Annotated in this window: 23 protein-coding genes; 12 read left to right on the forward strand and 11 right to left on the reverse strand. The window is 63.0% G+C overall.

The window, feature by feature from the left end:
- Positions 1–6 precede the first annotated feature (6 nt).
- The gene (gene asd, locus RCH09_RS08165) at positions 7–849 is read left to right on the forward strand and encodes an archaetidylserine decarboxylase (RefSeq protein WP_442785017.1); all 843 of its coding nucleotides are present in this window, start codon (positions 7–9) and stop codon (positions 847–849) included.
- 2 nt (positions 850–851) lie between these two features.
- Positions 852–1,148, forward strand: a complete 297-nt coding sequence (locus RCH09_RS08170) for a 2Fe-2S iron-sulfur cluster-binding protein (RefSeq protein WP_326940572.1) — start codon at positions 852–854, stop codon at positions 1,146–1,148.
- On the opposite strand, the gene RCH09_RS08175 is transcribed toward RCH09_RS08170, so the two are convergent.
- The 5 genes from RCH09_RS08175 to RCH09_RS08195 form a co-directional block, all read right to left on the reverse strand.
- Positions 1,149–1,874 (reverse strand): LrgB family protein, encoded by a 726-nt coding sequence (locus RCH09_RS08175; RefSeq protein ID WP_326940573.1) that lies wholly within the window; start codon positions 1,872–1,874, stop codon positions 1,149–1,151.
- Positions 1,871–2,203 (reverse strand): CidA/LrgA family protein, encoded by a 333-nt coding sequence (locus RCH09_RS08180; RefSeq protein WP_326940574.1) that lies wholly within the window; start codon positions 2,201–2,203, stop codon positions 1,871–1,873. Before RCH09_RS08180 ends, RCH09_RS08175 begins: the two co-directional genes overlap by 4 nt.
- A gap of 64 nt (positions 2,204–2,267) precedes the next feature.
- On the reverse strand, positions 2,268–3,905 hold the full coding sequence (locus tag RCH09_RS08185; RefSeq protein WP_326940575.1) for a methyl-accepting chemotaxis protein: 1,638 nt from the start codon (positions 3,903–3,905) through the stop codon (positions 2,268–2,270).
- Positions 3,906–3,960: 55 nt separating this feature from the next.
- Complete coding sequence (locus RCH09_RS08190) at positions 3,961–4,371, reverse strand: hypothetical protein (RefSeq protein WP_326940576.1); 411 nt, start codon at positions 4,369–4,371, stop codon at positions 3,961–3,963.
- 11 nt (positions 4,372–4,382) lie between these two features.
- On the reverse strand, positions 4,383–5,645 hold the full coding sequence (locus RCH09_RS08195) for a hypothetical protein (protein WP_326940577.1): 1,263 nt from the start codon (positions 5,643–5,645) through the stop codon (positions 4,383–4,385).
- 412 nt (positions 5,646–6,057) lie between these two features.
- On the opposite strand from RCH09_RS08195, the gene RCH09_RS08200 reads away from it, so the two are divergent.
- Together RCH09_RS08200 and RCH09_RS08205 are read left to right on the forward strand one after the other, a co-directional pair.
- Positions 6,058–10,059, forward strand: a complete 4,002-nt coding sequence (locus RCH09_RS08200; protein ID WP_326940578.1) for a Pls/PosA family non-ribosomal peptide synthetase — start codon at positions 6,058–6,060, stop codon at positions 10,057–10,059.
- 1 nt (position 10,060) lies between these two features.
- Complete coding sequence (locus tag RCH09_RS08205; RefSeq protein WP_326940579.1) at positions 10,061–10,618, forward strand: 4'-phosphopantetheinyl transferase family protein; 558 nt, start codon at positions 10,061–10,063, stop codon at positions 10,616–10,618.
- Between the two features lie 44 nt (positions 10,619–10,662).
- Here RCH09_RS08205 and RCH09_RS08210 read toward each other — a convergent pair whose 3' ends face one another.
- The 4 genes from RCH09_RS08210 to RCH09_RS08225 form a co-directional block, all read right to left on the reverse strand.
- Positions 10,663–11,088, reverse strand: a complete 426-nt coding sequence (locus RCH09_RS08210) for an OsmC family protein (protein ID WP_326940580.1) — start codon at positions 11,086–11,088, stop codon at positions 10,663–10,665.
- 85 nt (positions 11,089–11,173) lie between these two features.
- Entirely contained in the window at positions 11,174–11,719 is a 546-nt protein-coding gene (locus RCH09_RS08215) for a peroxiredoxin (protein WP_326940581.1), read from the reverse strand.
- Between the two features lie 26 nt (positions 11,720–11,745).
- Entirely contained in the window at positions 11,746–13,338 is a 1,593-nt protein-coding gene (locus tag RCH09_RS08220; protein WP_326940582.1) for a phospholipase D family protein, read from the reverse strand.
- Positions 13,339–13,377: 39 nt separating this feature from the next.
- Positions 13,378–14,022, reverse strand: coding sequence for a VTT domain-containing protein (locus tag RCH09_RS08225; RefSeq protein WP_326940583.1), 645 nt, complete (start codon positions 14,020–14,022; stop codon positions 13,378–13,380).
- A gap of 227 nt (positions 14,023–14,249) precedes the next feature.
- Here RCH09_RS08225 and RCH09_RS08230 point away from each other — a divergent pair, with 227 nt between their 5' ends.
- The 7 genes from RCH09_RS08230 to xylB all read left to right on the forward strand — a co-directional run bounded on the left by RCH09_RS08230 (position 14,250) and on the right by xylB (position 22,246).
- A complete protein-coding gene (locus tag RCH09_RS08230; RefSeq protein ID WP_326940584.1) occupies positions 14,250–15,557 on the forward strand; it encodes an ABC transporter substrate-binding protein in 1,308 nt (435 codons plus the stop codon).
- A gap of 66 nt (positions 15,558–15,623) precedes the next feature.
- Positions 15,624–16,484, forward strand: a complete 861-nt coding sequence (locus RCH09_RS08235; protein WP_326940585.1) for a carbohydrate ABC transporter permease — start codon at positions 15,624–15,626, stop codon at positions 16,482–16,484.
- Between the two features lie 8 nt (positions 16,485–16,492).
- On the forward strand, positions 16,493–17,314 hold the full coding sequence (locus RCH09_RS08240) for a carbohydrate ABC transporter permease (RefSeq protein ID WP_326940586.1): 822 nt from the start codon (positions 16,493–16,495) through the stop codon (positions 17,312–17,314).
- Positions 17,315–17,352: 38 nt separating this feature from the next.
- Positions 17,353–18,360: an ABC transporter ATP-binding protein gene (locus RCH09_RS08245; RefSeq protein ID WP_326940587.1), complete on the forward strand. Its 1,008-nt coding sequence runs from the start codon at positions 17,353–17,355 to the stop codon at positions 18,358–18,360.
- Positions 18,357–19,835 carry a mannitol dehydrogenase family protein gene (locus RCH09_RS08250; protein ID WP_326940588.1) on the forward strand — a complete coding sequence of 493 codons (1,479 nt, stop codon included), beginning with the start codon at positions 18,357–18,359 and terminating at the stop codon, positions 19,833–19,835. Before RCH09_RS08245 ends, RCH09_RS08250 begins: the two co-directional genes overlap by 4 nt.
- A gap of 37 nt (positions 19,836–19,872) precedes the next feature.
- Positions 19,873–20,787 carry an AraC family transcriptional regulator gene (locus RCH09_RS08255; protein WP_326940589.1) on the forward strand — a complete coding sequence of 305 codons (915 nt, stop codon included), beginning with the start codon at positions 19,873–19,875 and terminating at the stop codon, positions 20,785–20,787.
- A 28-nt stretch (positions 20,788–20,815) separates the two neighbouring features.
- Positions 20,816–22,246 (forward strand): xylulokinase, encoded by a 1,431-nt coding sequence (gene xylB / locus RCH09_RS08260; RefSeq protein WP_326940590.1) that lies wholly within the window; start codon positions 20,816–20,818, stop codon positions 22,244–22,246.
- A 55-nt stretch (positions 22,247–22,301) separates the two neighbouring features.
- On the opposite strand, the gene RCH09_RS08265 is transcribed toward xylB, so the two are convergent.
- Positions 22,302–23,357 (reverse strand): alkene reductase, encoded by a 1,056-nt coding sequence (locus RCH09_RS08265; protein ID WP_326940591.1) that lies wholly within the window; start codon positions 23,355–23,357, stop codon positions 22,302–22,304.
- A gap of 111 nt (positions 23,358–23,468) precedes the next feature.
- Positions 23,469–23,792, reverse strand: coding sequence for an ArsR/SmtB family transcription factor (locus RCH09_RS08270; RefSeq protein WP_326940592.1), 324 nt, complete (start codon positions 23,790–23,792; stop codon positions 23,469–23,471).
- Positions 23,793–24,158: 366 nt separating this feature from the next.
- On the opposite strand from RCH09_RS08270, the gene RCH09_RS08275 reads away from it, so the two are divergent.
- A complete protein-coding gene (locus RCH09_RS08275) occupies positions 24,159–24,587 on the forward strand; it encodes a thiol-disulfide oxidoreductase DCC family protein (protein WP_326940593.1) in 429 nt (142 codons plus the stop codon).
- The last annotated feature ends 85 nt before the right edge of the window (positions 24,588–24,672 follow it).

The following is a 24,672-nucleotide window of genomic DNA, read 5'->3' on the forward strand; positions in this document are numbered from 1 at the left end:
GTCACCGTGCCCGATCCCTTTGTTGTCTTGCAATACCTGCTGCCGAAGAAAGCCATCAACTGGTTTTCCGGGATCGTCGCCAATGGCCAGGCCGGCGCCATCACCACCGGCATAATCCGCAGCTTCGTTGCCCGTTATCAGGTCAACATGGATGAAGCCGCCAATCCGGACATCAGCAGCTATCCGAGTTTCAATGCGTTTTTTACCCGCGCGCTGCGGCCCGGCGCCCGTACCCTGGCCGAGACCGATTTCATTTGTCCGGTCGATGGCGCGATCAGCCAACTGGGTGCGATCGAACGCGACCAGATTTTTCAGGCCAAGGGCCATCACTACTCGACTACTGCGCTGGTCGGTGGCGATCACCAGCTGGCCAACCAGTTCCTCAATGGCAGCTTCGCCACCATCTATCTGAGTCCGAAGGATTACCACCGGATTCACATGCCCTGCGCGGGTCGCCTGTTGCGCATGATTTACGTCCCCGGCGACCTGTTCTCGGTGAACCCGGTGACGGCGCGCGGCGTACCGGGCCTGTTCGCCCGCAACGAGCGCGTGGTGTGTGTGTTCGAGAACGCCGACGGGCCGTTCGTGCTGACGCTGGTCGGTGCGACTATCGTCGGCAGCATGAAAACCGTGTGGCATGGCGTGGTCAATCCGCCGCGCACCCGCGCCATCCGCGAATGGGATTACAGCGACCAGCAGATCGTGCTCGGCAAGGGCGAGGAAATGGGCCAATTTCTGCTGGGTTCGACCGTGGTGATGCTGTTCCCGGCCGGACGCATCGTGCTCAATCCCGACTGGGTGGCCGGCGTGCCGGTCCGGCTCGGCGATGCGATGGGCAACATGCCGTAATCATGCAGCGCTTTTCCGTCACCATCGAACCGCAGGAGTGGACCTTCGAGGCCGACCCGTCGATGCCGCTGATGGAGGCGGCGCGGCTGGCCGGCATTACCCTGCCGAGCTCCTGCCGCAATGGCAGCTGCCGCACCTGCCTGTGCCGCTTGAGCGAGGGTTCGGTGCAGTACCGGATCGATTGGCCCGGCCTGAGTGCGGAAGAAAAAAAGGCCGGCTACATCCTGCCATGCGTGGCCCATCCGGCCTCGGACCTGGCGTTCTGGGAGCGCCGTGCGCGCCAGACCGACCCGTCGTAGTCAGATCACCCCGAGCAGCCGCAGCGCCAGCGGCAACAGCAACGCCGTCAACACGCCGGACACGCCCATCGCCAGACCGGCAAAGGCGCCCATCTCTTCACTGACCTGAAAGCCGCGCGCGGTGCCGATGCCATGCGCCGAGACGCCCAGCGCAAAGCCCATCACGCTGTGGTCGGTCACTTTCATCAGCCGCAGGATGCTGCGCGCCAGGGTCGCCCCGAGAATCCCGGTAGCGATCACCAGCACCGCCGTCAGCGACGGCAGGCCACCGATCTTCTCGGCGATACCCATCGCAATCGGCGTGGTCACCGATTTCGGCGCCAGCGACAGGATGGTTGCCTTCGACGCGCCCAGCAGCCAGGCCGTGCCCATCGCCGTGGCGATCGCCGCCGTGCTGCCGGCCAGCACGCCGACCAGCAACGCAAACCAGTCGCGGCGCAGTTTCGACAATTGCTGATACAGCGGAATGGCCAGCGCCACGGTGGCCGGCCCGAGCAGGAAATGGACGAACTGCGCGCCGTCGAAATAGGTTTGATACGGTGTGCCGGTCAGCGTCAGGACCAGCACCAGCAGCGCCACGGAAATCGCCACCGGATTGGCCAGCGGGTTGAATTTGGCGCGCTGGTAGATGGTCCACGCCAGTTGATATGCCAGCAGCGTTGCCGTTAGTCCGAGCAACGGCGAGCCCGCCAGATAAACCCAGATTTCATTGAGCCGGGGCGTCATTTCTGCAACCTGCGCACCACGGCTGCCGTGACCGCAATCGAGACCACGGTGCTGCTTGCCAGCGCCACCGCGATCGGCAGCCATTCGGCCGAGACCCGCTGTGCGTGGACCATGATGCCGACCCCGGCGGGAACAAACAGCAGCGACAGATGGCGCAGCAGTTCCATGGAGGTTGGCGCCAGTTTGGCCGCGGCGTCGCGCTTGAGCATCAGGTACACCAGCAACAACAGCATGCCGATGACCGGGCCGGGAATTGGCAACGACAACGCATGGGCGAGGCCCTCGCCGATCGATTGAAACACCAGCAGGGTGGCGAAGGTGGCAATCATGGGCAGGGTCCTGGCGGGTTCGAATCGGCCAAGTCTAGCTGATTGCCGCGACCACCACCGTGGTCTAGAACGATTCCCAGTCCGACGAGGCGGACGCCTTCGGCAAACGCGCTGGGGCCGTGCGCGGCATTGCTGGCACGGCGGCGCGCTGACGCACCGGCAATGTGCTGATCGTGGCGCTGAGTTGCGCCGACAGTTTGAAGTCGGCCAGACTGGTATTCAGGCTGACGGCCTGCTGCTGCAGCGATTCGGCGGCAGCGGCAGCCTGTTCCACCAGCGCAGAGTTCTGCTGGGTCATTTCATCCATGGCCGAGACGGCCTGGCCAATTTCTTCGATGCCGGCGCTCTGTTCGGTGCTCGCCGCAGAAATCTCCGACATGATGTCGGTAACCCGCTTCACCGACGCAACGATCTCTTCCATCGTGTTGCCGGCCTCATCCACCAGTGCCGAGCCTTTTTCGACATTTGCCACGGAGTCATTGATCAGCATCTTGATCTCGCGTGCGGCGGCGGCGCTGCGCTGGGCCAGATTGCGCACTTCCGCGGCCACCACGGCAAAACCGCGACCCTGCTCACCGGCGCGGGCCGCTTCCACCGCAGCATTCAGCGCGAGGATGTTGGTCTGGAACGCAATCCCGTCGATGACGCTGATGATGTCGGCGATCTTGCGGGCCGAGCCATTGATGTCGGCCATCGTGCTGACCACCTCGCCGACCACGCGGCCGCCGCGCACTGCGACATCGGAGGCGCTGACGACCAACTGATTGGCTTGCCGGGCATTGTCGGCATTTTGCTTGACGGTGTCGGTCATGGCCGCCATTTGCGCTGCCGTCTGCTGCAGGCTGCTGGCCTGCGATTCGGTGCGCGATGACAAATCGGCGTTGCCCGACGCGATCTCGCTGCTGGCCACATGGATCGTTTCGGACGACACCTTGATGCCGGAGATCATGCCTTCCAGCCGCAACTTCATTTCCTTCAGCGCGCCCAGCAAGCTGCTGCCGTCGTGCGTGTCGACCGTGATATCCATCGACAGGTCGCCGGCGGCAATGGTTTGCGCAATGGTGCGGGCGTATTCCGGTTCACCGCCGAGTTGCTGCCAGATCGTGCGCACCACGAAGTACGACACCACCACCAGCGACAGCGTCACAATCAGCGCCACCAGCACGCTGGTGATCAGCACGCTGCGCACGTTGGCAGCGCTATGGGCAATGCCGTTCTTGAACTGCAGCTGCGCGACTTCGTTGGTTTTGGCGAGGTCGGCTTCGAGCACCTTGAGCGATGATTGCATCGCCGCGATCGCCGGTTGCGCATCACCCTGCTCCATTTCCAGCATCAGCCGGGCCGACTTTGCCGCCGGCGCATAGTAGGCATCGAATTCGGCACCGAGCCGCGTTCCGGTCGCTTCCTGCCCCTTGATGGCGGCAAATTTCTTCATCCGCTCACGGACTTTTTTGGCTTGCTCGGCAATCAGATCGGGGCGCTTCTTGTCGCCCTCGCCGACCGCATCCTTGAAGCCGTCGGTGATCGCCTGCACGTCCGAGAGCAACAGCTTGGCCTGATCGACCACCGGATAATCGATCTCTTCGGTATTCTGGATCGACGACATCGCGGTGGTCGAGAAATAGATACTGATGACCAGTCCGACTCCAAAAATCAGCGTCGCAAGAAAAGGTAATGCCCAGATGCGGCGCTTGATACTCATGATTGGAATCGCTCCATGTCAAATTAAAAAACGGGGCCAAGCCCCGTATCGTATTTTACTTCACGGTCAACACTGCCTTGACCGAACCATCAACCGACGCCTTGTCGACGTAGCCGATCATCTTCGGATCAGCCGCGACCGCTTTCCTGACATCGGCCGCCGTGCCCAGATCCTTCGGCGGGGTACCCTTGCCGGTGAACACCAGCTTGGACCAGATCGTCTTGACCTGCGACGGTTCCTTGTCGGTCACCTTCTTGTAGAACTCGGCGCGCATCGGCGCACTTTCGGCCTGATCCACTGGCGTGAGCACAGTCGACTTTCCCAGGAAGATTTGCGCAACTTCGTCTTCCGTCATGCTTGCCGCAGCAAACTTCGGGTTGACGATCACTACCACCTCGGCCATGGCCGCGGCGCTCATTGCCGTCAGCAACAACGCCGTGACGACCTTCGAAAACATGCAATTCATGGTCAGCATCCTCAGAATACGAAATCAACACCGGCGGCAAGCACCGTGACAGGACCGGTAAAGCCCGGCGTCGGCGTCAGGAACATGCCCTGGCCGTTTTTTGGCGAGATGCGATCAAGCTGCACCTTCAGTGCCGCCGACTTGTTGAAGTCCCAGCGCACGCCGATAGTGTTGGTGCTTTGCTCGCCTTGCGTACCGGTGGTGGTCAGCGAGGTCACGCCAGCCGACAATACGCGCAGGGTAGGACCACATGAAGCAGGCCGGCCGGCCGGGCAGCTGCCAGGTACCGAGTTGGCGACCACCGTGTCGCGCTTGAGGAACGAATGGCTGGCGTACGGCAACCAGCTACCCACGCGGTAACCCGCCATCAGATATGCCGACGACGTATTGTTGATATAGCTGTCGGTGCGACGTTTCGCATATTCCGACTGCACCACGATGTTGTGCCAGTCCAGCGCCAGGCCGACCGAGGTGAACGAGGCTTTCTTGTCCTTGACTTCAAGCCGGGTTGCCAGATCGCCCATCCCGGGAATCACGAAGCCGTTGCCGGCCGCACGCAGGCCGCCAACCAGACCGTTCAAGCCCGCCGAGTTGTCGATCGTGATACGGGTGTCGGAGCGCCCGAAGCGCAGGGTCAATGGTCCGTTTTCAGCAGTGAGGTTGAGTGCCGTCAGGCGCTTTGCATCGACCGTCACGACCGAGTTCGGGCCGGTTCCGATGGTCGATTTCGAGACACCAACGCCGAGTTGACCGGTCAGTGTGGTCTCGCCAAAACTGTGCTGGTAAATCGCGTCAACGCCATCAAGCGCGTCGAGCGTTACCTGCGAGTAGACATCGGACGGCGGCCGGATCATGGTGTTGGCGTAGCCGACATTGCGATACTCGGAAATCATGTACACCGGCAAGCCCAACCGGCCGACCCGAACACTGAAGGAATCAGACAGGCGGGCCTTGAGGAATCCAAGATTGAGTTCAAGACCAATGTCATCACGCGAACTCTTGCGCGCCAGCAGCTGGCCGGTGGCCGAGAACATGGCGTTGAATTTTGCGGTCGCCTGCAGGCCGAGGTTGGAATCGACGTCGGCCTTCCAGCCGGTGCCGACGCCGGTTGGCTGCGCCGGACGGGCGAAGCGGGCGTCGTTGGTATCGCTGCGCGTGAAAGCCGCGGTACCAAAACCGCTGACCGCAATGGCTGAAACGTCGTCATCGGCATGGGCCGCGCAAACAGAAAACGGCAGCGCCACTAGCGCGGCCATCAATGGCAAAATCTTCATGTGTACACTCGGTATGAATTGGAAGGAGGTATTCGGGTCACCATCGGCGCCACGTCCGGTTGGGACGGGCGGTCAGGCAAACAGCAGATGGGTTGCATCGGGCCGTAGTGTATCGGCACTCGTTTCTTTTTGGAAATGTTTTCATCATTTACGGGTAACTGTCTTTTTTACACCACTGCTTTCGTTCAACCCATTTGCAGAATAATGCTCCATGAAAATAAAAGCCTCGAAACCCCGGTTGCAAAGCGATCCTGCTCACATAGCGTCGTTATCGATACAACAGTCCGGTGCCGGCCTGCGGCGCGTAAACTGACACGACCATCGCGCGAGACCATGCGTAAATCTGCCGCGCGGCACCGGTTCACGCCCTCGATGGCGTGCTACGCTCGACCTTCACTTATTTCCCGTCCCCATGAATCCGCTACCGCTCTTTGCCACTCCCGCCGACATCCTGCATGGCCCGCACCAGCCCGACCTGATCCGCCACGAAATCCTCGCCGACCTGTTTGAAGCGACGGCGCGACGCGCGCCTGACCAGATTGCGTTGATCTTCGAACAACGCCAGATGAGTTACCGTGAATTGAACGAGTGCGCCGATCGGGTCGCCGCCGGGTTGCTGGCCGCCGGCGTGCGCGCCGGTCAACTGGTGGGCTTGTGGCTGCCGCGCGGCATCGATCTGCTGATCGCCCAGCTCGGCATCGCCAAGACCGGCGCCGGCTGGCTGCCGTTCGATGCCGACACCCCTGTCGAGCGCATTGAAATCTGCCTGGCCGATGCGCAGGCCGCCGGCATCGTCAGCTGTACCCAAAGCGCCCTGAAACTGAACGCCGAGCGCGACACCGTCTGGACCGTCGAAGCGTTGCTGACCACCACGGCGGTGGCGCTGCGGACCGCGGCTGCGCCATCCGATCCGGCGTACGTGATTTACACCTCGGGCTCCACCGGCAAGCCGAAGGGCATCGAAATCAGCCAGGGCGCGATCTGCCACTTCCTGCGCAGCGAAAATGCGGTGCTGGGCGTGCGTGCCGAAGACCGCGTCTATCAGGGGTTCTCCGTCGCCTTCGACATGTCGTTCGAAGAGATCTGGATCAGCTACCTGGTCGGGGCGACACTCTGGCTGGCGCCGCGCGAGCTGGCCGCCGATCCGGAAGCATTGCCGCGCGCGCTGGCCGAAAACCATGTCACCGTGCTGCATGCGGTGCCAACCCTGCTGGCGCTGTTCAGCCAGGAGGTGCCGACGCTGCGGCTGATCAATCTGGGCGGCGAGATGTGCCCGCCGGCGCTGGTGGCACGCTGGGCCAAAGCCGGTCGGCAGGTATTCAATACGTATGGCCCGACCGAGGCCACGGTATCGGCCAGCCTGGCCGAGCTGCATGCCGGTGAGCCGGTCACGATCGGGCGCCCCTTGCCGAATTACGGCCTGCTGGTGGTCGATCCCGATCCGGCCAAGGCGCTGACGTTGCTGCCGCGCGGCGAGCTGGGCGAACTGTGCATCACCGGGCCGGGCGTGGCGGTTGGCTATCTGGGCCGGCCCGACCTGACGGCGGAAAAATTCCTCGACAATCCATGGTCGGTCAGCCAGTTTGACCGCCGCCTGTATCGCACCGGCGACCTGGCCCGCATCGACGCAGATGGCTGCGTCGAGTGCCTCGGCCGCACCGATTCGCAGGTCAAGATCCGCGGCTTTCGCGTTGAACTCGGCGAAATCGAAGCCGCGCTGGCGCAACAACCAGGCGTTGGCACCGTTGCCGTGCTCCTGCGCCAGCAGGACGGCATGGACCAGCTGATCGCGTTTCTGGTGCCGGACAACCCGCAACCGCCCGAGCCCGCGATACTGCGCGCGGCGCTGGCGCACATCCTGCCGCCCTACATGGTGCCGGGACACTACGAAATGCTGACGGAAATGCCGCGCCTGACCTCCGGCAAGATTGACCGCAATGCGCTCAAGGTGCGGCCGTTGCAGGTAGTTGCGCATGACGGCGCCGCCTCCGACACGCCGCAGAATGCCGCCGAGGAAGCGCTGTTTGGCGCGCTCGCCAAATTGTTTCCGGGCCAGCCGATTCGCCGCGCGATGGATTTCTTCACCGACCTCGGCGGGCACTCGCTGTTCGCCGCCCGGCTGGCATCGGCGCTGCGCGCCAACCCGCATTTTGCCCATGTCACGGTCAGCGACATTTACCGCAACCGCTTGATCGGCAGCATCGCCAACGTGCTGGCCGAGCCGCCCGCCGCCACCGTCGCCGATGCGCCGTGGACGCCGCCGGCAAGCTGGCGACGCTGGCTGTGCGGACTGGCGCAAGGGATTGCGATTCCGCCGCTGGTGGCGTCGCGCATGGTGCAGTGGCTGGCGCCGTTCTTTACGTACCATTACTTCACTGGCGAGCCGGGCGATTCGATTGCGCTGGCCATCGTGATCTCGGTCGGCGTATTCATGCTGGCAACCCTGCTCGAATTCGGCTTTGCGATCGTGGCCCATCTGCTGCTGGTGCGCAATCTCAAGGCCGGTCGCTATCCGTTATGGGGCCTGACCTACTTCCGCTGGTGGTTGTCCGATCGCGTGCTGGAAGCCGCGCCCACCTATCTGTTGAGTGGCTCGTCGCTGTACAACGGCTGGCTGCGGGCGCTGGGCGCGACCATCGGCGACGATGTGCTGATCGGCTCGATGACCCTGCGCGCAGCCCATTTGCTGACGATTGGTTCGGGCACCAGCATCGGCAATGCGACCAACTTCGAGAACGCCCGCGTTCAGCACGGCGAGCTGATCATCGGCGCCATCACGCTGGGCGAGAATTGCTGCGTCGGCTCGTACTCGATCCTGGAGGGCAATACGCGGATCGGCGACTATGGTCATCTGGATGCGCAATCGGCGCTCAGCGACGGCATGGAAATTCCGCCCGACCGGGTCTGGAGCGGCTCGCCGGCGCGCGACACCGGCGCCTTCGATCGCGCCTCCAATCCGCCACGTCCTGCGGTGACGTCGTTGCGGCTGACGCTCGAAGCCGTGTATTTCGTCATCGGTGCGCTGCTGATCACGACGCTGTTCTTCATGCCGGTGTTTCCGAGCTTCCTGCTGATCGACTGGCTGGATGACACCGAACGATTCCCCTGGATGCAGAGCGGCAATGTCGCCTTTCAACTGGCCAAGTATTTCATGATGGCGTTTCCGGCCGCGGCGGTGATGATCGTCTGCACCGCCCTGCTGTCGGCCGGCATCCGCTGGGGCCTGCTGCCAAAACTGAAGCCAGGCACCTGGCCGGTGCACAGCAATGTGTACTGCCGCAAATGGCTGGTCAACCAGATCCAGGAATCCAGCCTGCACGTGCTGCATGGCGTGTATGCGACCGTGTTCGCGCCCTTCTGGTACCGGCTGCTGGGCGCCAAGGTCGGGCGCGACGCCGAGATCTCCACCGCGCTCGGCGTGGTGCCGGACATGCTGACGCTGGGCGATGAAACCTTCATCGCCGACGCCGTGCTGCTGGGCGACGAACAGATCGACGGCGGCTGGATGACGATGCAGCCGACCGTGATTTCGCGCCGCAGTTTTGTCGGCAACTGCGCCTACATCGCCGACGGCACCGTGTTGCCGGAGAATGTCCTGATCGGCGTGTATTCGCGCGCCCCGGAAAATCATCTGATGCGCGATGGCGATACCTGGCTGGGCTCGCCGCCAATCAATCTGCCGGCACGTGAGACCGTGACCGGTTTTCCGGAACACCTGACCTTCCATCCATCGCCGCAACGCCGCCTGCTGCGTGGCGCGATCGAAGGGTTTCGCATCATTGCGCCGCACGCGATCGTCACTGCGGTCGGCTACACGGTGGTGCTGAACCTGATTCCGCTGGCCGCAAACGGCGTGTGGTGGCCGGTCATCACCAGCCTGGCCGCGACCGGGCTGGCGTACGGCATCGGCAGTTTCCTCTTCATCGCGCTGCTGAAGTGGACGCTGCTCGGCCGCTACACCAAGCGCAGCGAACCGATGTGGACCCCGTTCGTGTGGTTCTCGGAAGGCGTCTCGAGCCTGTACGAAGGGGTCGCAATCATGAACTTCATGGCTTATCTGCGCGGCACGCCGATGTTGCCGGTGGCGTTTAATCTGCTCGGCTGCAAGATCGGCAAGGGCGTCTATCTGGATACCACCGACATCACCGAATTCGATTGCGCCACCATCGGCGACCACAGCGAAATCAACGCGCTGGCTTGTCCGCAAACCCATCTGTTCGAAGACCGCGTGATGAAGATCGACCACGTCATCATCGGCAAGCGCGTCTACATGGGCCCGCGCAGTTCGGTGCTCTACAGCGCGGTGGTCGGCGACGACGCCAAGCTGGGTGCGCTAACGCTGGTGATGAAAGGTGAATTCATTCCGCCGGGATCGAGCTGGCGCGGCTGTCCGGCGGCGCCTGCGGTGTTCTGAGATGACGCTGCCGGTGCTGCCGTGGCCGGCTGCAGCGCGTGCTGTGGATGGCACGCTGGTACTCAGCGTGACGACCGCCGGCGATCGCGCCACGGCACGCCGGCAAATCCGGCAAGCCCTGCGCGACGCGCTTGGCAGTCTCCTGGGGATGGCAGCCGATGCCATTGAACTGGTCTCGGCGCCGGGACAACCCATGCGGCTGGCAGGGAGCGACATTGGCCTGTCGGTGTCGCATGAGACGGGATTATCGATTGCCGCAATCCATCTGCATGGGCCGGTGGGCGTGGACCTGATGCAGGTGCAGGTTCTGCCGGACCAGGAGCGCCTGGCCCACGATTATCTGGGGCCGCAGGCGTTGGCCGGAATCGCGGTTGCGACGAATCGCGCGCGCTGCTTTGCGCAGGAATGGACCGGCCACGAAGCGCGCCTGAAATGCAGCGGACTGGCGCTGATGGAATCGACGCCGCAGTTACAGGCGCAACTGTCCAGGATGCCGCTGCAGGCGCTGGCCTTGCCGGATGGGTATGTCGGCATGCTGGCGACCGGCCCGTCGCCATGAAAAAAGCCCGGACGAGCCGGGCGCGATCACGATGTTGCGCGCAATCAGGTGTTCAGCGTCGCATCCATCGTCACGGTCGCCTTGAGCAACTTGGAGACCGGACAACCGACCTTGGCCATGTTCGCGATTTCGGCAAATTTGGCCTGGTCGGCGCCGGGGATGGTTGCCGTCACGGTCAGGTGACTGGCAGTGATTTCGTAGCCGTCGCCGATTTTCTCCAGCGTGACCGCAGCCTTGGTCTCAATCCGTTCGGGCGTCAATCCGGCCTGTCCCAACATCATCGACAGCGCCATCGAAAAACAACCGGCATGCGCGGCGCCAATCAGTTCTTCCGGATTGGTGCCCTTGCCACCTTCGAAGCGCGAATTGAATCCGTAGGGTGCGTCACGCAGCACGCCACTTTCGCTGGAGATGGTGCCGCCGCCGTCCTTGATGCCGCCCTTCCAGACGGCTGATGCGTTCTTGATCATGATGGCTTCCTGTGTGTTGGTGAAGGATTGCCCAGTGTGCGCGCCGCTGCCGCGCCGGTCTGTGTGACCGCGCACACTTAGCGCCCTATTGGGATTTGCCTTGCCGCACCCACTCACGCAAGGCCGTCATCGTATTGTCGACGTGCCGATCAGGGTTGAGGCTGCTGTAGCGATAAATGATCTTGCCGTTCGGGGCAATGACGAACGAGATCCGGTTGGCATAATCGGGCCGGTTGGTCATCAACGCATCGTAGGACTTGACGATGGTCAGCTGCGGATCGCTGGCAACCGGAAACTGGCCGCGACAGGCCGCCACCGAAAACTTCTTTTGCACGTCGATATCGTCGCGTGACACCCCGACCACCGTCGCGCCCAGTTCCCTGAATTCCGGAATCGCTTCGGCGAAGCGATGCGCCTCGATGCTGCAGCCATTCGAGAAAGCCTCCGGAAAAAAATACAGCACCACCGGTCCCTTTTGTAATTCGTTGCGCAGGGAATAGTCGAACACCTCGCCATTGACTGTCGCCCTGGTGGTGAAATCCGGTGCGACTTCGCCGATGTCGAGCGCGGCCAGGCTTTGACCGCATAGCAATGCCAGGCCCAGCGCGGCGAGCAGATGTTGCAGCTTCATGTTGCCTCCTCGTTCGCAGTTCTTCATCACAACAACTCATCCGGAATCAACGGCGACAGCAGCCAGGATTTGAAGCGCAGAAAGCGCGTTGAATCCGGCTCGCTGTGCAGCACCATCTCCTTCTCGTCATCCATGCTCAGCCATTCGAGTTGCCCGGTCAATGGCGACAGGCGCACGCGGTAAGCGCTTTGCAGGCGGTCGATGTCGATGATGTGAATCAGTTCGCGCGCCAGTTCGGGACTGTCGACGACGGCGCCGAGCTCGGTATTGACAGAAGCGGAGCGCGGGTCGAGATTCATCGAGCCGATGAACGACGTCTTGCGGTCGATCACGACCAGCTTGGCATGCAGTCGTCCGAGCGAGGCGCCAAACAGGAAGGGGTGCATGTTTTGCTTCACGCGCCGGCCACTCAACTCATACAGGTCGACACCGATGCGCAGCAGTTCTTCGCGATAACGGCTGTACCCGACATGCACGATGAATTCATCGGTCGCCGCCAGCGAGTTGGTCAGCAAGGTCACTTTCACGCCGCGCGCACGCAGGCTGCGCAGCAACGCCATGCCATTTTTTCCAGGAACAAAATACGGCGAGGACGCCACCACCTCGGTGCGCGCCATGCGGATCGCTTCGTAGACGTTGTAGGTCACGCTGGTTTCCGCCAATTCACCGTGGGGATCGTCGAACGGCTTGTCGGGGTGATCGGCAAACACATACGCCGCGCCCCAGATCAGGCCAAGCCGGCCGCCATCCAGATCGTCGGCGATCGGTCCGTAGCCGAGGATGTCGTTGCTGGCCAGCTTGTCCGGCGCCGGTGTGTGCGCCGGCCCGGTGAGTTCGTCGAACTGCGCCATCAATTCGGTGCGCGACAACGCCGAGTGCGCCACCGCCGTCAGCGGATAAGCGGCGGCACTGTTCCAGTAGCGGTCAAACAGTGCCTGCAATGGCGCGACGATGAAGCCGACGGTGAAGGCGTCGACGTCGATGAAGTTCTCATTCATGCTGCGCAGGTAATATTCATCGGCGACGTTGCGCCCGCCAATGATCGCCATCGCGCCATCGGCAACAAACAGCTTGTTGTGCATGCGGTGATTGACCCGGCCCCAGTCCGGGAACGAGGTGGCAAAACGCGCCGGCAAGCCGTGGGCGCGGGCGCAACAGAAGGGATTGAACAGCCGCACTTCGACGTTCGGATGGGCAGCAAAACCGAGCAGGAAGTCATCCTGCCCGCCGTTATACAGATCGTCCAGAAACAGGCGCACGCGCACGCCCCGATTGGCGGCGTCGCGCAGCGCACGCATCAGCAGGCGGCCGCTGTTGTCGTTGGCGAAGTGGTAGTACTGCACATCCAGCGAGACTTCGGCGCGGCGCGCCAGCTGCAGGCGTGCATCGAAGGAGAACGTCCCCAGCGGCATCAGCCGAAAACCGGACAGCTCGGGCGACGGCAGCGACGTGGCGGCAATCCGGCCCAGCGTGGTGCCGCTGCTCAGGGGGATGGCTTCACCGTTGAAAGCATCGTCGCGGTCAATCACCGGCAGGCCGGCGCATCCCGCCAGCACGCACAGCGCCAGCACCGCAAGCGGTTGGCGCAACGATGAAAAAACACGGGAAAGGATTCGCATGGCGCCTCGGGACAGGAACCCAGACAGTAGCAGAAGCGATCAGGACGGTGCGCGAAACAGTTTGCGCAATTGCGCTGCGGCCATGACGAGGATCGCCACGCCCAGTCCCAGCAGCGTGATCGCGCCGACATGCTCGCGCACCAGCGGCACATTGCCGAAAAAATAGCCGGCGCCCAGCAGCCCGACGATCCACAACAGCGCGCCACCGCACACCGCCAGCGCGAACGGCCGCAACGCCATGCCCGAGATGCCGGCCACGAAGGGTGCAAAGGTGCGCACCACTGCAATGAACGGCGACAGCAAGAACGTCTGCCGCCCGCGCGTGGCATAAAAGGCGTGGGTGCGATCCAGCGCTTTCCGGTTGATCCAGCCGACGCCGCCCGCGTACAACCGCTTTCCGAGCGCCCGCCCGATCAGATAATTGACGACACTGCCAGCCACGGTCGCCACCAGCAAGACCGGAATCAGGATCCAGATCTGCATGATCCCGGCGGCGCAAAAGGCGCCGCAGACAAACAGCAGCGGGTCACCGGGCAAGAAGAACAGCGGCAAGAATGCCAGCTCACAAAAAATGATGCCGAACAGAATCAGATACACGCCGGCGCCGTGGCTCGCGCCGGCCATCGCGATGGTCTGGTCGATGTGCAGCAAGGCGTGGAACAGATGACCTGGGTCGATAGGCATGGTTGCGCGGGGGTTCAGGTTGAGGGGCGGTCCACATGGTACCTGCGCCGGGTGACGGCGCCATGAAATGGTAGCGCCAATCGTGCGTCCGTTGCGTGCGAGGTTTAGCCGGTTCAACGCAATAAAGTATCAACTGTGCGTTTTTTAGTATCAGGCCGATGCCGCACTGAGTGATAAATTCGACAACACGATGCCACACCACCTGGCACGATAAAAACGGAGACCTCATGAAAAACCACTACGCCGCACTCGTTTGCGCCGGCCTCTGCATCGCCGGCAGCGCTCAGGCCACCGACCTGGTCATCGCCACGGTCAATAACGGCCACATGATCGAAATGCAGAAACTGGGAAAAAATATCGAGCAAGCCAATCCCGATATCACCCTGAAATGGGTCACCCTCGAAGAAGGCGTGCTGCGGCAACGCCTGACCACCGACATCGCCACCAAGAGCGGCCAGTTCGACGTGATGACCATCGGCCTGTACGAGGCGCCGATCTGGGGCAAGCGCGACTGGCTGGTGCCGATCAAGCCGGATGCCAGCTATGACGTCGACGATCTGCTGCCGAGCATCCGCAGCGGCTTGTCGGTCGACGGCAAGCTGGTCGCCGCGCCATTTTATGGCGAAAGCTCGATGATCATGTACCGCGCCGACCTGGTGAAAAAAGCCGGCATGACGATCGAAGACCGTCCGACCTGGGAGCACCTGCGCGACGTCGCTGCCAAGATCCATGATCCGGCGCACGGCGTGTACGGGATCTGCCTGCGCGGCAAACCGGGCTGGGGCGACAACATGGCGCTGATCACGACCATGGCCAATTCGTATGGCGGCCAATGGTTCGACATGGGCTGGAAGCCGCAACTGACCTCCAGGCCGTGGCAGGATGCGGTGACGATGTACGTCGATCTGTTGACCAGGTACGGTCCGCCGGGCTCATCGTCGAACAGCTTCAACGAAATCCTGGCGCTGTTCAACCAGGGCAAGTGCGGCATCTGGATCGACGCCACCATCGCTGCCTCGTTCATTACCGATCCGAAGCAAAGCAAGGTCGCCGACCAGGTCGCGTTTGCGCAGTCGCCGGTGGCTGTCACCGACCGTGGCGCGAACTGGCTGTGGTCGTGGGCGCTGGCCATTCCGAAGAGCACCACCAAGGTCGACGCCGCGCAGAAATTCATCAACTGGGCCACCTCGAAAGAGTACATCGCGCTGGTAGCGAAAGAAAACGGCTGGGCCAATATCCCGACCGGCACGCGCAAGTCGACCTATGCCAATCCCGAGTTCAAGAAGGCGGCACGCTTTGCCGATGCCGAAGCCAAGGCACTGAACTCGACCGACCCAGCCAATAGCACCTTGCCGAAGTCACCGTATGTCGGCGTGCAATTTGCCTCGATTCCGGAGTTCCAGGCAATCGGCGTGGCGGTTGGGCAGCAGCTGAATTCGGCGCTGACCGGCAAGCAGACCGTCGCCAAGGCGCTGGCAACATCGCAACAGGTCGCCGAGCGGGAAATGCGCAAAGGGAATTACATCAAAAATTAAGTCGCGCGGACTTTTTTTCCCTGCGCTGCCGGCTTCGTCGGCAGCGCCTCCTGCTTGCGAGGTCCCATGAACCGACTGATGCCCCGGCTGCTGTTGAGCCCTGCCGTGGCAACGCTACTGATCTGGATGATCGTGCCGTTGCTGATGACGATTTACTTTTCCTTTGCCCGCTACAACCTGATGCAGGCCGGCCCGCTTGAATTTGCCGGGCTGGACAATTTCAACTATTTCTTCACCGATGCGGCCTTTGGCCCGGCGGTGCGCAACACCCTCACGCTGCTCGGCACGGTCATGGCCCTGACCATCGTGCTGGGCATCGCGCTGGCGCTGCTGATCAACGAGCCCTTCGTCGGCCGCTCGGCGGTGCGGGTGTTGCTGATCTCGCCATTCTTCGTGATGCCGGCGGTGAACGCGCTGATGTGGAAACACATGATGATGAATCCGATCTACGGCCTGGTCGCCCAGGTCACGCTGTTTTTTGGCGGCACCCCGATCGACTGGCTGGCGGAATATCCGCTGGCCTCGATCATCGCCATGATCACCTGGCAATGGCTGCCGTTCGCCTGCCTGATTTTCATGACCGCGCTGCAGTCGATGGATCGCGAACAACTCGAAGCCGCGCGCATGGATGGCGCCAATTACTGGCAGCAGCTGCGCTATCTGTATCTGCCGCATCTGGGCCGTCCGGTGGCGGTGGTGATGATGATCGAGATGATCTTCCTGCTGTCGGTGTTTGCTGAAATCTTCACCACCACGGGCGGCGGTCCCGGCTTCGAGACCACCAATGTCGCCTTCATGATTTATTCGCAGGCGCTGCTCGGCTTCGACGTCGGCGTGGCCTCGGCGGGCGGCTTGTTCGCGGTGCTGCTGGCGAATGTGGCGGCGATCTTTTTCATCCGCCTGATCGGCAAGAACCTCGACAAATGAAGGCGGCCATGAACCACATCACGTTTTCCGGCAGCGTGCGCACCCTGGCTGCATGGCTGTGCGCGTTGCTGATCTTCTTTCCGATCTTCTGGCTTGGACTGACCGCTTTCAAGACCGAAGCCGAAGCCATCGCACTGCCGTCCTCGCTGTTCTTTACGCCGACGCTGGACAGTTTCATCGAAGTCCAGCGCCGCAGCAACTACCTCGGCTATGCGATGAACTCGCTCATTACCAGCGCCGGCTCGACCCTCATCGGCTTGCTGATCGCGATCCCGGCGGCATTCTCGATGGCATTCTCGCAAACCGCCCGCACCAAGGACCTGTTGATGTGGATGCTGTCGACCAAGATGCTGCCGTCGGTCGGCGTGCTGGTGCCGATCTATGTCCTGTATCAGCAATTCGGCCTGCTCGACACCCGGCTCGGACTGACCCTGATATTTACGCTGTCGAACCTGCCGATCATGGTCTGGATGCTGTACGCCGCGTTCAAGGAAATCCCGCGTGAAATCCTCGAAGCCGCACGCATGGACGGCGCCGGCCTGCTGCATGAATTCCGCCACGTGGTGATGCCGCTGGGACTGGGCGGGATTGCCTCGACCGCGCTGCTGTGCCTGGTGCTGTCGTGGAACGAATCGTTCTGGTCGCTCAATCTCGGCGCCGCCCATGCCGGCACGCTGGCATCGCTGATTGCCTCGTATTCGAGCCCGGAAGGATTGTTCTGGGCCAAGCTGTCGGCCGCCTCGTTGATGGCGATCGCGCCCATCGTGGTGTTCGGCTGGTTCTGTCAACGACAGTTGGCGCAGGGCCTGACGTTCGGCGCTGTCAAGTAACGCCGCTGGCAATTAACGCATTACGGGGAATTCACATCATGGCCTTTCTGACACTGCGCAACATCGAACAATATTTTGGCGACCACCATGCCATCAAGGGCATCGACCTGGAAATCGAACAGGGCGAATTCATCGTCTTCGTCGGCCCCAGCGGTTGCGGCAAATCGACCTTGCTGCGCCTGATCGCCGGGCTGGAGCCGGTCGACGGCGGCAGCATCGAACTCGATGGCCGCGACATCACCGCCCTGCCCTCGTCCAGGCGCGACCTGGCGATGGTGTTCCAGTCGTATGCCCTGTATCCGCACATGACGGTGTTCGAGAACATGTCGTTCGCGCTGAAGCTGGCGGGCGTCGATCCGGCCATCATCCGCACCAAGGTGGAAAAAGCCGCCGCCATTCTCGACCTCGGTCCATATCTCGATCGCACGCCCAAGGCACTCTCCGGCGGCCAGCGCCAGCGCGTCGCCATCGGCCGCGCCATCGTGCGCGCGCCCAAGGTGTTCCTGTTCGACGAGCCGCTGTCGAATCTCGATGCGGCGCTGCGCGTGCAGACCCGGCTCGAGCTTGCGCGGCTGCAGCGCGAACTCGGCGCCACCACGATTTATGTCACGCATGACCAGGTCGAAGCGATGACGCTGGCCGACCGCGTGGTGGTGCTGCACGACGGCCGCATCGAACAGGTCGGCTCGCCGCTGGAACTGTATGACCACCCGGCCAACCGCTTCGTGGCGCAGTTCATTGGCACGCCAAAAATGAACGTGGTGCCCGGCGCCAGCCTGGGCAGCGCACTGGCCGGCGTCGGCTTCATCGGCATCCGGCCGGAAAAGGTCCGCCTCGATAGCGGCGCGCCCAACGGCCATGCCGCCACCGTCGACATGGTCGAGTCGCTCGGCGCGGAAACCCTGGTCTACTGCCGGCTGGCCAACGACACGCCGCTGGTGGTGCGCTGCACCGAGCGGGTCCATCTGAAGCCGGGCGACAACACCACGCTCACTTTCGACGCGATCGACCTGCATCGATTCGACGAGGAAGGGGTGACGGCATGAAGCTCAACGCCGGCAATCTCGGCAACATCGCCGCCGGCATCGTCACGCCTGGCTATGCGCGCAGCACCGCTGGCGCCACCATCGTGCACATCGGCGTCGGCGGATTCTTCCGCGCCCATCAGGCGGTGTATCTGGACGATCTGCTGCAACTGGCGACGCAACCGGCCTGGCACTACTGCGGCGTCGGCCTGCTGCCGCAGGACAGCGCCATGCGCGATGCCATGCAGGCGCAGGATTGCCTGTACACGGTGGTCGAGCACAGCGCCGCCGGCGATGTCGCGCGGGTGATCGGCGCCATGTCGGAATTCCTGTTCGCGCCCGACGATCCGCAGGCGGTGCTGGAAAAACTGGCGCATCCCGACACGCGGATTGTCTCCCTGACGATCACGGAAGGCGGCTATTACATCAACCACGGCACCGGCAAGTTCGATCCCGGCCATGCCGACATCGTGCACGACCTGGCCCATCCGCAGGCGCCGCACTTCGCCTTCGGCTATCTGGCCGAAGCGCTGGAACGACGCCGCCAGCGCGGCCTGGTGCCGTTCGTCGTGATGTCGTGCGATAACCTAGAGAATAACGGCGACGTCACGCGCATGGCGCTGCTCGGTTTCGCGCAGCTGCGCGACCCGGCGCTGCATGCCTGGCTGGAACGCGAATGCCATTTCCCGAACAGCATGGTCGACCGGATTACCCCGGCCACCACCGACGTGCACCGCGCCTTGGTGGCGGCGCAGTTCGGCATCGACGACGCCTGGCCGGTAGTGGCCGAGCCGTTCCGGCAATGGGTGATCGAAGACCAGTTTGCGCATGGCCGCCCGGACTGGGAACGGGTCGGTGCGCAGATGACCGACGATGTGCGTCCCTACGAAAAAATGAAACTGCGCCTGCTCAACGCCAGCCATCAGGCGTTGTGCTACCTGGGCATGCTGCTGGGCTACCGGTATGCACACGAAGCCATGGCCGACGACCGCATCCGCACCCTGGTGCGTGCCATGATGCAGACCGAAGTGATCCCGCTGCTGGCAACGCCGGCCGGCATCAACCTGCAACAATACTGTGACACTGTCATCGAACGGTTTTCCAATCCGGCCCTGAACGATCAGCTGGCGCGCATCGGCACCGAAGGCTCGGCGCGCATTCCCAAGTTCGTGCTGCCGTCGATTGTGGAAGCATTGCAGGCGGGCCGCCCGATCACGCTGCTGAGCTTGACGGTGGCGTGCTGGTTACGCTATCTGACCGGCATCGACGAGGCCGGCCGTCCGATGCCGATCAATGATCCGCATGCGGCACGCTTGCAGGCGCTGGTCCTGCGTGTTGGTGCAAATCCACAGGATCTGTTGGCGCAACATGACCTGTTTGGCGATCTGGGCCAGAATCAGGCATTCTTTGCATTATTACAAGCACAACTCGGCAGCCTGTATCGCGACGGCGTCGAGCACACACTGGTGCGGATGGCGGCAGCATCGACACCGTAGCCAAGCGCCGGCCGGTGCATCGCGAGGAGGAGAGATTGTGGGCACACTGCATCTGACGACACCCGAACTCGAGCACAAGCGACTGCATGACGACAATCCTGCGGTGCTGCCCGAAGACCTGTTCGGCTTCGTGCGCTATCTCGAGCATGGCAGCCCGAGCGCGCTGATCCGCTGGCATTGTCACGATGAATATGAAATCCACCTGATCGTCGCCTCCAGCGGCAAGGTCTTCGTCGGCGACTACATCGGCGAATTCGCACCAGGCAACCTGATCCTGACCGGACCGCGCATCCCGCACAACTCGGTCACCAATGACGAGCAGGCCAGCAATACGCCATTGCGCGACCGCGTGATCCAGTTCGGCAGTGCGCCGCTGGCGGCGATGCGCACATCCATTCCCGAGATCGAGGGGATTTTCCCGATGCTCGATCGCTCCCAGTTCGGCGTTGAATTCTTTGGTCTGGAAAAGCGCGTGGCGCGCCACATGGATCAGGTGCGCGACAGCACCGGGCTGTCGCGCCTGATTCATTTTTTCGAGCTGTTGCGCGAACTGGCGCATTGCGGCGACTACCGGCTGCTGTCATCGGTACAGCTCAAATCGGTCGGCGACAGCGAGGCGCTCGCCACCATCAGCAACGCCGTCAACTACATCCTTGAACATTACAGCCGCCACCTGTCGATCACCGAGCTGGCGCATTTCCTTGGCATGTCCGAGACCAAATGTTCGCGCTTTTTCCGCGCCGCGACCGGCAACTGTTTTTCCGAATTCGTCAGCCGGTTGCGCATCAACAAGGCCTGCAAACTGCTGATGGAAACCGACCACTACATTTCGAACGTCTGCTATGACGTTGGCTTCAACAACGTTGCCAACTTCAACCGGCGTTTTCTCGAAATCAAGGGCATGACACCGAAGGCGTTTCGCCAGCAGGCGCAGGGCCGGTTCGGTCCCTGACACCGCTGTTTTCTGACACGGGAATTTCATGTATCTCGGCATTGATCTGGGCACCTCGGGTGTCAAAGTACTGCTGCTGGCGCCAACCGGTCGCATCGTTGCGATCGCTGACAGCGCATTGAGCGTGCAGCAACCGCGACCGTTGTGGAGCGAGCAGAACCCGGCGCAGTGGTGGCAGGCGCTGGAACAGGCCATCGCCTGCTTGCGCGCCGACGCGCCGCAGGCATTTGCCCAGGTCAAGGCGATCGGCCTGTGCGGGCAGATGCATGGCGCGGTGGTGCTGGACGCCGAGCGCAAGGTGCTGCGACCGGCCATCCTGTGGAACGACGGCCGTGCCTTCGCCGAATGCGCCGAACTGGAGCGCAGCATGCCCGACGCGCAGCAGCTGACCGGCAACCAGATCATGCCCGGTTTTACTGCCCCCAAACTGCTCTGGCTGCGCAAGCACCAGCCGAAGCTGTTCGCCCGCATCGCCTGCGTGTTGCTGCCCAAGGACTGGTTGCGCTTGCAGCTCACCGGTGAACTGGTCAGCGAGATGTCGGATGCGTCCGGCACGCTGTGGCTGAATGTGGCCGAGCGCAACTGGAGCCTGCCGATGCTGCAGGCCTGCGGCCTGGGCATCGCGCAGATGCCGCGCCTGGTGGAAGGCTCGGCCATCGGTGGCACGCTGCTGCCGGCGCTGGCGCGTGACTGGGGACTGCAAACCGGCATTCCGGTGGCCGGCGGCGCCGGTGACAATGCCGCCAGCGCGATTGGCGTCGGCGCCATCGACGCCGGCCAGGGCTTCGTCTCGCTGGGCACCTCCGGCGTGGTGTTCCGGGTCACCGACCGGTTTCAACCCAATCCGGCGCAGGGGGTCCATGCGTTCGCCCACGCGCTGCCGCAACGCTGGCACCAGATGTCGGTCATGCTCAGTGCCGCCAGCGCGTTTGGCTGGGTCACCCGTCTGACCGGGCGCGGCGACGAAGCCACGCTGGCGGCTGAAGTCGAGGACGACCTGACGCCGGCCCAGCGTGAGCGGGCGCCGTTGTTCCTGCCTTACCTGGCGGGCGAACGCACGCCGCACAACGACCCGCTTGCGACAGCCGCCTTTGTAGGAATGCGTCACGAGCACGAAGCGGCGGCGCTGGCGTTTGCGGTAATGGAAGGGGTGGCGTTCGGATTGCGCGACGGACTTGAAGCGATGGCGGGCAAGCATGCCGCCGCCGACGAAATGACGATTGTCGGCGACGGCGCCCGCAATGACGGGTGGGTGCAACTGATTGCTTCGGTGCTGGGCACCACGCTGCGCCGTGATGCGCAGTCGCAGTCGGCCGCCGCGCTGGGTGCGGCACGGCTGGCGTGGATCGCCGATGGCGGCGATCCGGCGACGCTATGCCGACCGGCCGGCGCAACCACGCGGTTTCATCCGGACCCGGTCCAGGCCGCGGTTGCCGCGCCGCGCTTTCGCCGGTTTTAGGCCCTGTATCCGGCCCTCAAGGACGACAGCCGCGAGAATTTCCGCGCGAGCTGACTCAGGCTGCCAGCGCCGGATAGTCGGTGTAGCCGACCGGTCCGACCGCGTAGAAAGTCTCCGGCACCGGCACATTCAACGGCGCCGCTGCTTTCAGGCGTTCTGGCAGATCCGGATTGGCAATGTACAGTTTGCCGAAGGCGACCGCGTCGGCGGTGCCGGCATCAAGCAACTGCTGCGCCGATGCGCCGTCGAGCTTTTCATTGGCGATGTAGACGCCGCCGAAGGCCTTCTTGAGTTGCGGTCCGAGGCTGTCCTCGCCCACGGATTCGCGTGCGCAGATGAAGGCGATGCCGCGCTTGCCGAGTTCGGTGGCGACATAACCGAAGGTCGCGGCCCGGTTCGAATCGCCCATGCCATGCGCATCGGCACGTGGTGCCAGATGCATGCCGACCCGGCCGGCGCCCCAGACCTCGATGCAGGCGTCGGTAATTTCCAGCATCAAGCGGGCCCGATTTTCGATCGATCCGCCGTAGTTGTCGGTGCGCTGGTTGCTGCCGTCCTGCAGGAACTGGTCGAGCAGGTAACCGTTCGCGCCATGGATTTCCACGCCATCGAAGCCGGCCAGCTTGGCATTCTCCGCGCCCTTGCGGAAGGCGGCGACGATGCCCGGGATTTCTTCGGTGGCCAGCGCGCGCGGAGTTGGATAATCACGCAGCGGGCGCAGCAGGCTGACATGGCCGGCGGCGGCAATCGCACTCGGGGCGACCGGCAGGGCGCCATCCAGCAATTCCGGATCGGAGATGCGGCCGACATGCCACAGTTGCAGGAAAATCCGGCCGCCGGCGGCATGCACGGCGTCGGTGGTCAGGCGCCAGCCGGCGACTTGCGCGTCCGACCAGATGCCCGGTGTCTCGGCATAGCCGATGCCCTGCGGCGTGACCACGGTGGCCTCGCTGATGATCAGCCCGGCCGACGCGCGCTGCACGTAATACGCCGCCATCAAGGCGTTCGGAATGCGTTCGCTGCCGGCACGGGCGCGCGTCAGGGGCGCCATGATGATGCGGTTCGGCAGGGTCAGGTCGCCGACCTGAAGGGGATCGAATAAAGTTGTCATGGTTATCTTTCGTGAGCAGATGCCAGCCGTGTCAGGCCAGCGCGGGAGAAGCAGGCGCAAGTTGCGCCCGGTTGAGGAAAACAAAGTGGTTGGCCGATGCGCATGGCCGGATCACAGCCCATCGCGCATCTGGTTGAGAAATGCCGCGATCAGCGCTTCGTCGCGCCGGTAAAAAATCCACTGCCCGACCTTGCGCGACGTGACCAGTCCGGCTTTCTGCAACGACGCCAGATGCGCCGAGACAGTCGATTGCGACAGCCCGGTGCGCTGGTCGATCAGCCCGGCGCACACACCGATGTCGAGCGGATGCTCCTGCATCGCAAAATGTTCGTCGGGCTGCTTGAGCCATTGCAGGATGTCGCGCCGGACAGGATTGGCCAGCGCCTTGTGAATGGCATCGATATCGAGTTCGGGCAGGGCGGGTTTTCTGGGCATGGCGGTGCGATGTATTTCGGGTTTGGACGAATCTTGTATCGGATTGATTCGAATTATGAATCGGGATTCTACGATATATGCAAAGGTGGTGCTGACGCCGCTTTTTGCAAGGGCAAACAGGCCTTGTTGGCGTGGCATGTTGACGGCGCTGCAGGCAGGGCGGCGCGCCGGAACAACGGGCCGGCATGGCCTTCCCTATCGGTTGGAGCCGGGTCGCGCCGCCATTCGGGACCGGCGAAGCAACGCATCGTCGGCCGTCGCGAAAAGCAAATACTTGGTATGGTGGCTGCACTGCACGCGCCCGGGCACTCCGGACGCAGCACATTGCCCCTCCAATCCTTTATCCCGACATTGCCCCGACCCAGCATGACAACTGAAAAAAACACCCAGGACACCACGTCGTCGACCGACCGCACACCCGCCCCGGCGGCCCTGCAAGTCATGTTTGACGGCTCCTGCCCGCTATGCCGGCGCGAGGTCGGCGTCTATCGCGACCTGACACCATCGGCACCGATTCAGTGGGTCGACGTCAGCGACCCGAACAACCTGTTGCCGTCCGGTGCCGAGCGCGCCGTGTTCATGGCCCGCTTTCATGTGCGTACTGCCGACGGCAGGTTGCTGGGCGGCGCCGCCGCTTTCGTGGCGCTGTGGCTGACGCTGCCGGGCTGGCGCTGGCTCGGCCGCTTTGGCGCGCTGCCAGGTGTCACGCCGTTGCTTGAGGTCGTGTACCGCGGCTTTCTGCGGGTGCGGCCCTTGATGCAGCGGCTGGCGCGACGCCTTGAGCGTACCGCCTGATCAACGCGCCACCCCGATTTCTGCGGCGCGGCGCATCGCAAGAACTGTGATTTGTAAAAGAAGGCAACCGGGCACAGGTGCGCGC

Source organism: Actimicrobium sp. GrIS 1.19 (genome assembly GCF_035984655.1).
Lineage (GTDB): Bacteria > Pseudomonadota > Gammaproteobacteria > Burkholderiales > Burkholderiaceae_D > Actimicrobium.

Coding starts and splice junctions, on each gene's coding strand:
- xylB (WP_326940590.1), top strand. CDS start 20,816: ATGTATCTCGGCATTGATCTGGGCACCTCGGGTGTCAAAGTACTGCTG.
- RCH09_RS08205 (WP_326940579.1), top strand. CDS start 10,061: ATGACGCTGCCGGTGCTGCCGTGGCCGGCTGCAGCGCGTGCTGTGGAT.
- RCH09_RS08275 (WP_326940593.1), top strand. CDS start 24,159: ATGACAACTGAAAAAAACACCCAGGACACCACGTCGTCGACCGACCGC.
- RCH09_RS08190 (WP_326940576.1), bottom strand. CDS start 4,371: ATGAATTGCATGTTTTCGAAGGTCGTCACGGCGTTGTTGCTGACGGCA.
- RCH09_RS08250 (WP_326940588.1), top strand. CDS start 18,357: ATGAAGCTCAACGCCGGCAATCTCGGCAACATCGCCGCCGGCATCGTC.
- RCH09_RS08195 (WP_326940577.1), bottom strand. CDS start 5,645: ATGAAGATTTTGCCATTGATGGCCGCGCTAGTGGCGCTGCCGTTTTCT.
- RCH09_RS08230 (WP_326940584.1), top strand. CDS start 14,250: ATGAAAAACCACTACGCCGCACTCGTTTGCGCCGGCCTCTGCATCGCC.
- RCH09_RS08240 (WP_326940586.1), top strand. CDS start 16,493: ATGAACCACATCACGTTTTCCGGCAGCGTGCGCACCCTGGCTGCATGG.
- RCH09_RS08225 (WP_326940583.1), bottom strand. CDS start 14,022: ATGCCTATCGACCCAGGTCATCTGTTCCACGCCTTGCTGCACATCGAC.
- RCH09_RS08270 (WP_326940592.1), bottom strand. CDS start 23,792: ATGCCCAGAAAACCCGCCCTGCCCGAACTCGATATCGATGCCATTCAC.
- RCH09_RS08210 (WP_326940580.1), bottom strand. CDS start 11,088: ATGATCAAGAACGCATCAGCCGTCTGGAAGGGCGGCATCAAGGACGGC.
- RCH09_RS08185 (WP_326940575.1), bottom strand. CDS start 3,905: ATGAGTATCAAGCGCCGCATCTGGGCATTACCTTTTCTTGCGACGCTG.
- RCH09_RS08245 (WP_326940587.1), top strand. CDS start 17,353: ATGGCCTTTCTGACACTGCGCAACATCGAACAATATTTTGGCGACCAC.
- RCH09_RS08215 (WP_326940581.1), bottom strand. CDS start 11,719: ATGAAGCTGCAACATCTGCTCGCCGCGCTGGGCCTGGCATTGCTATGC.
- RCH09_RS08235 (WP_326940585.1), top strand. CDS start 15,624: ATGAACCGACTGATGCCCCGGCTGCTGTTGAGCCCTGCCGTGGCAACG.
- RCH09_RS08170 (WP_326940572.1), top strand. CDS start 852: ATGCAGCGCTTTTCCGTCACCATCGAACCGCAGGAGTGGACCTTCGAG.
- RCH09_RS08220 (WP_326940582.1), bottom strand. CDS start 13,338: ATGCGAATCCTTTCCCGTGTTTTTTCATCGTTGCGCCAACCGCTTGCG.
- RCH09_RS08200 (WP_326940578.1), top strand. CDS start 6,058: ATGAATCCGCTACCGCTCTTTGCCACTCCCGCCGACATCCTGCATGGC.
- RCH09_RS08175 (WP_326940573.1), bottom strand. CDS start 1,874: ATGACGCCCCGGCTCAATGAAATCTGGGTTTATCTGGCGGGCTCGCCG.
- RCH09_RS08180 (WP_326940574.1), bottom strand. CDS start 2,203: ATGATTGCCACCTTCGCCACCCTGCTGGTGTTTCAATCGATCGGCGAG.
- RCH09_RS08265 (WP_326940591.1), bottom strand. CDS start 23,357: ATGACAACTTTATTCGATCCCCTTCAGGTCGGCGACCTGACCCTGCCG.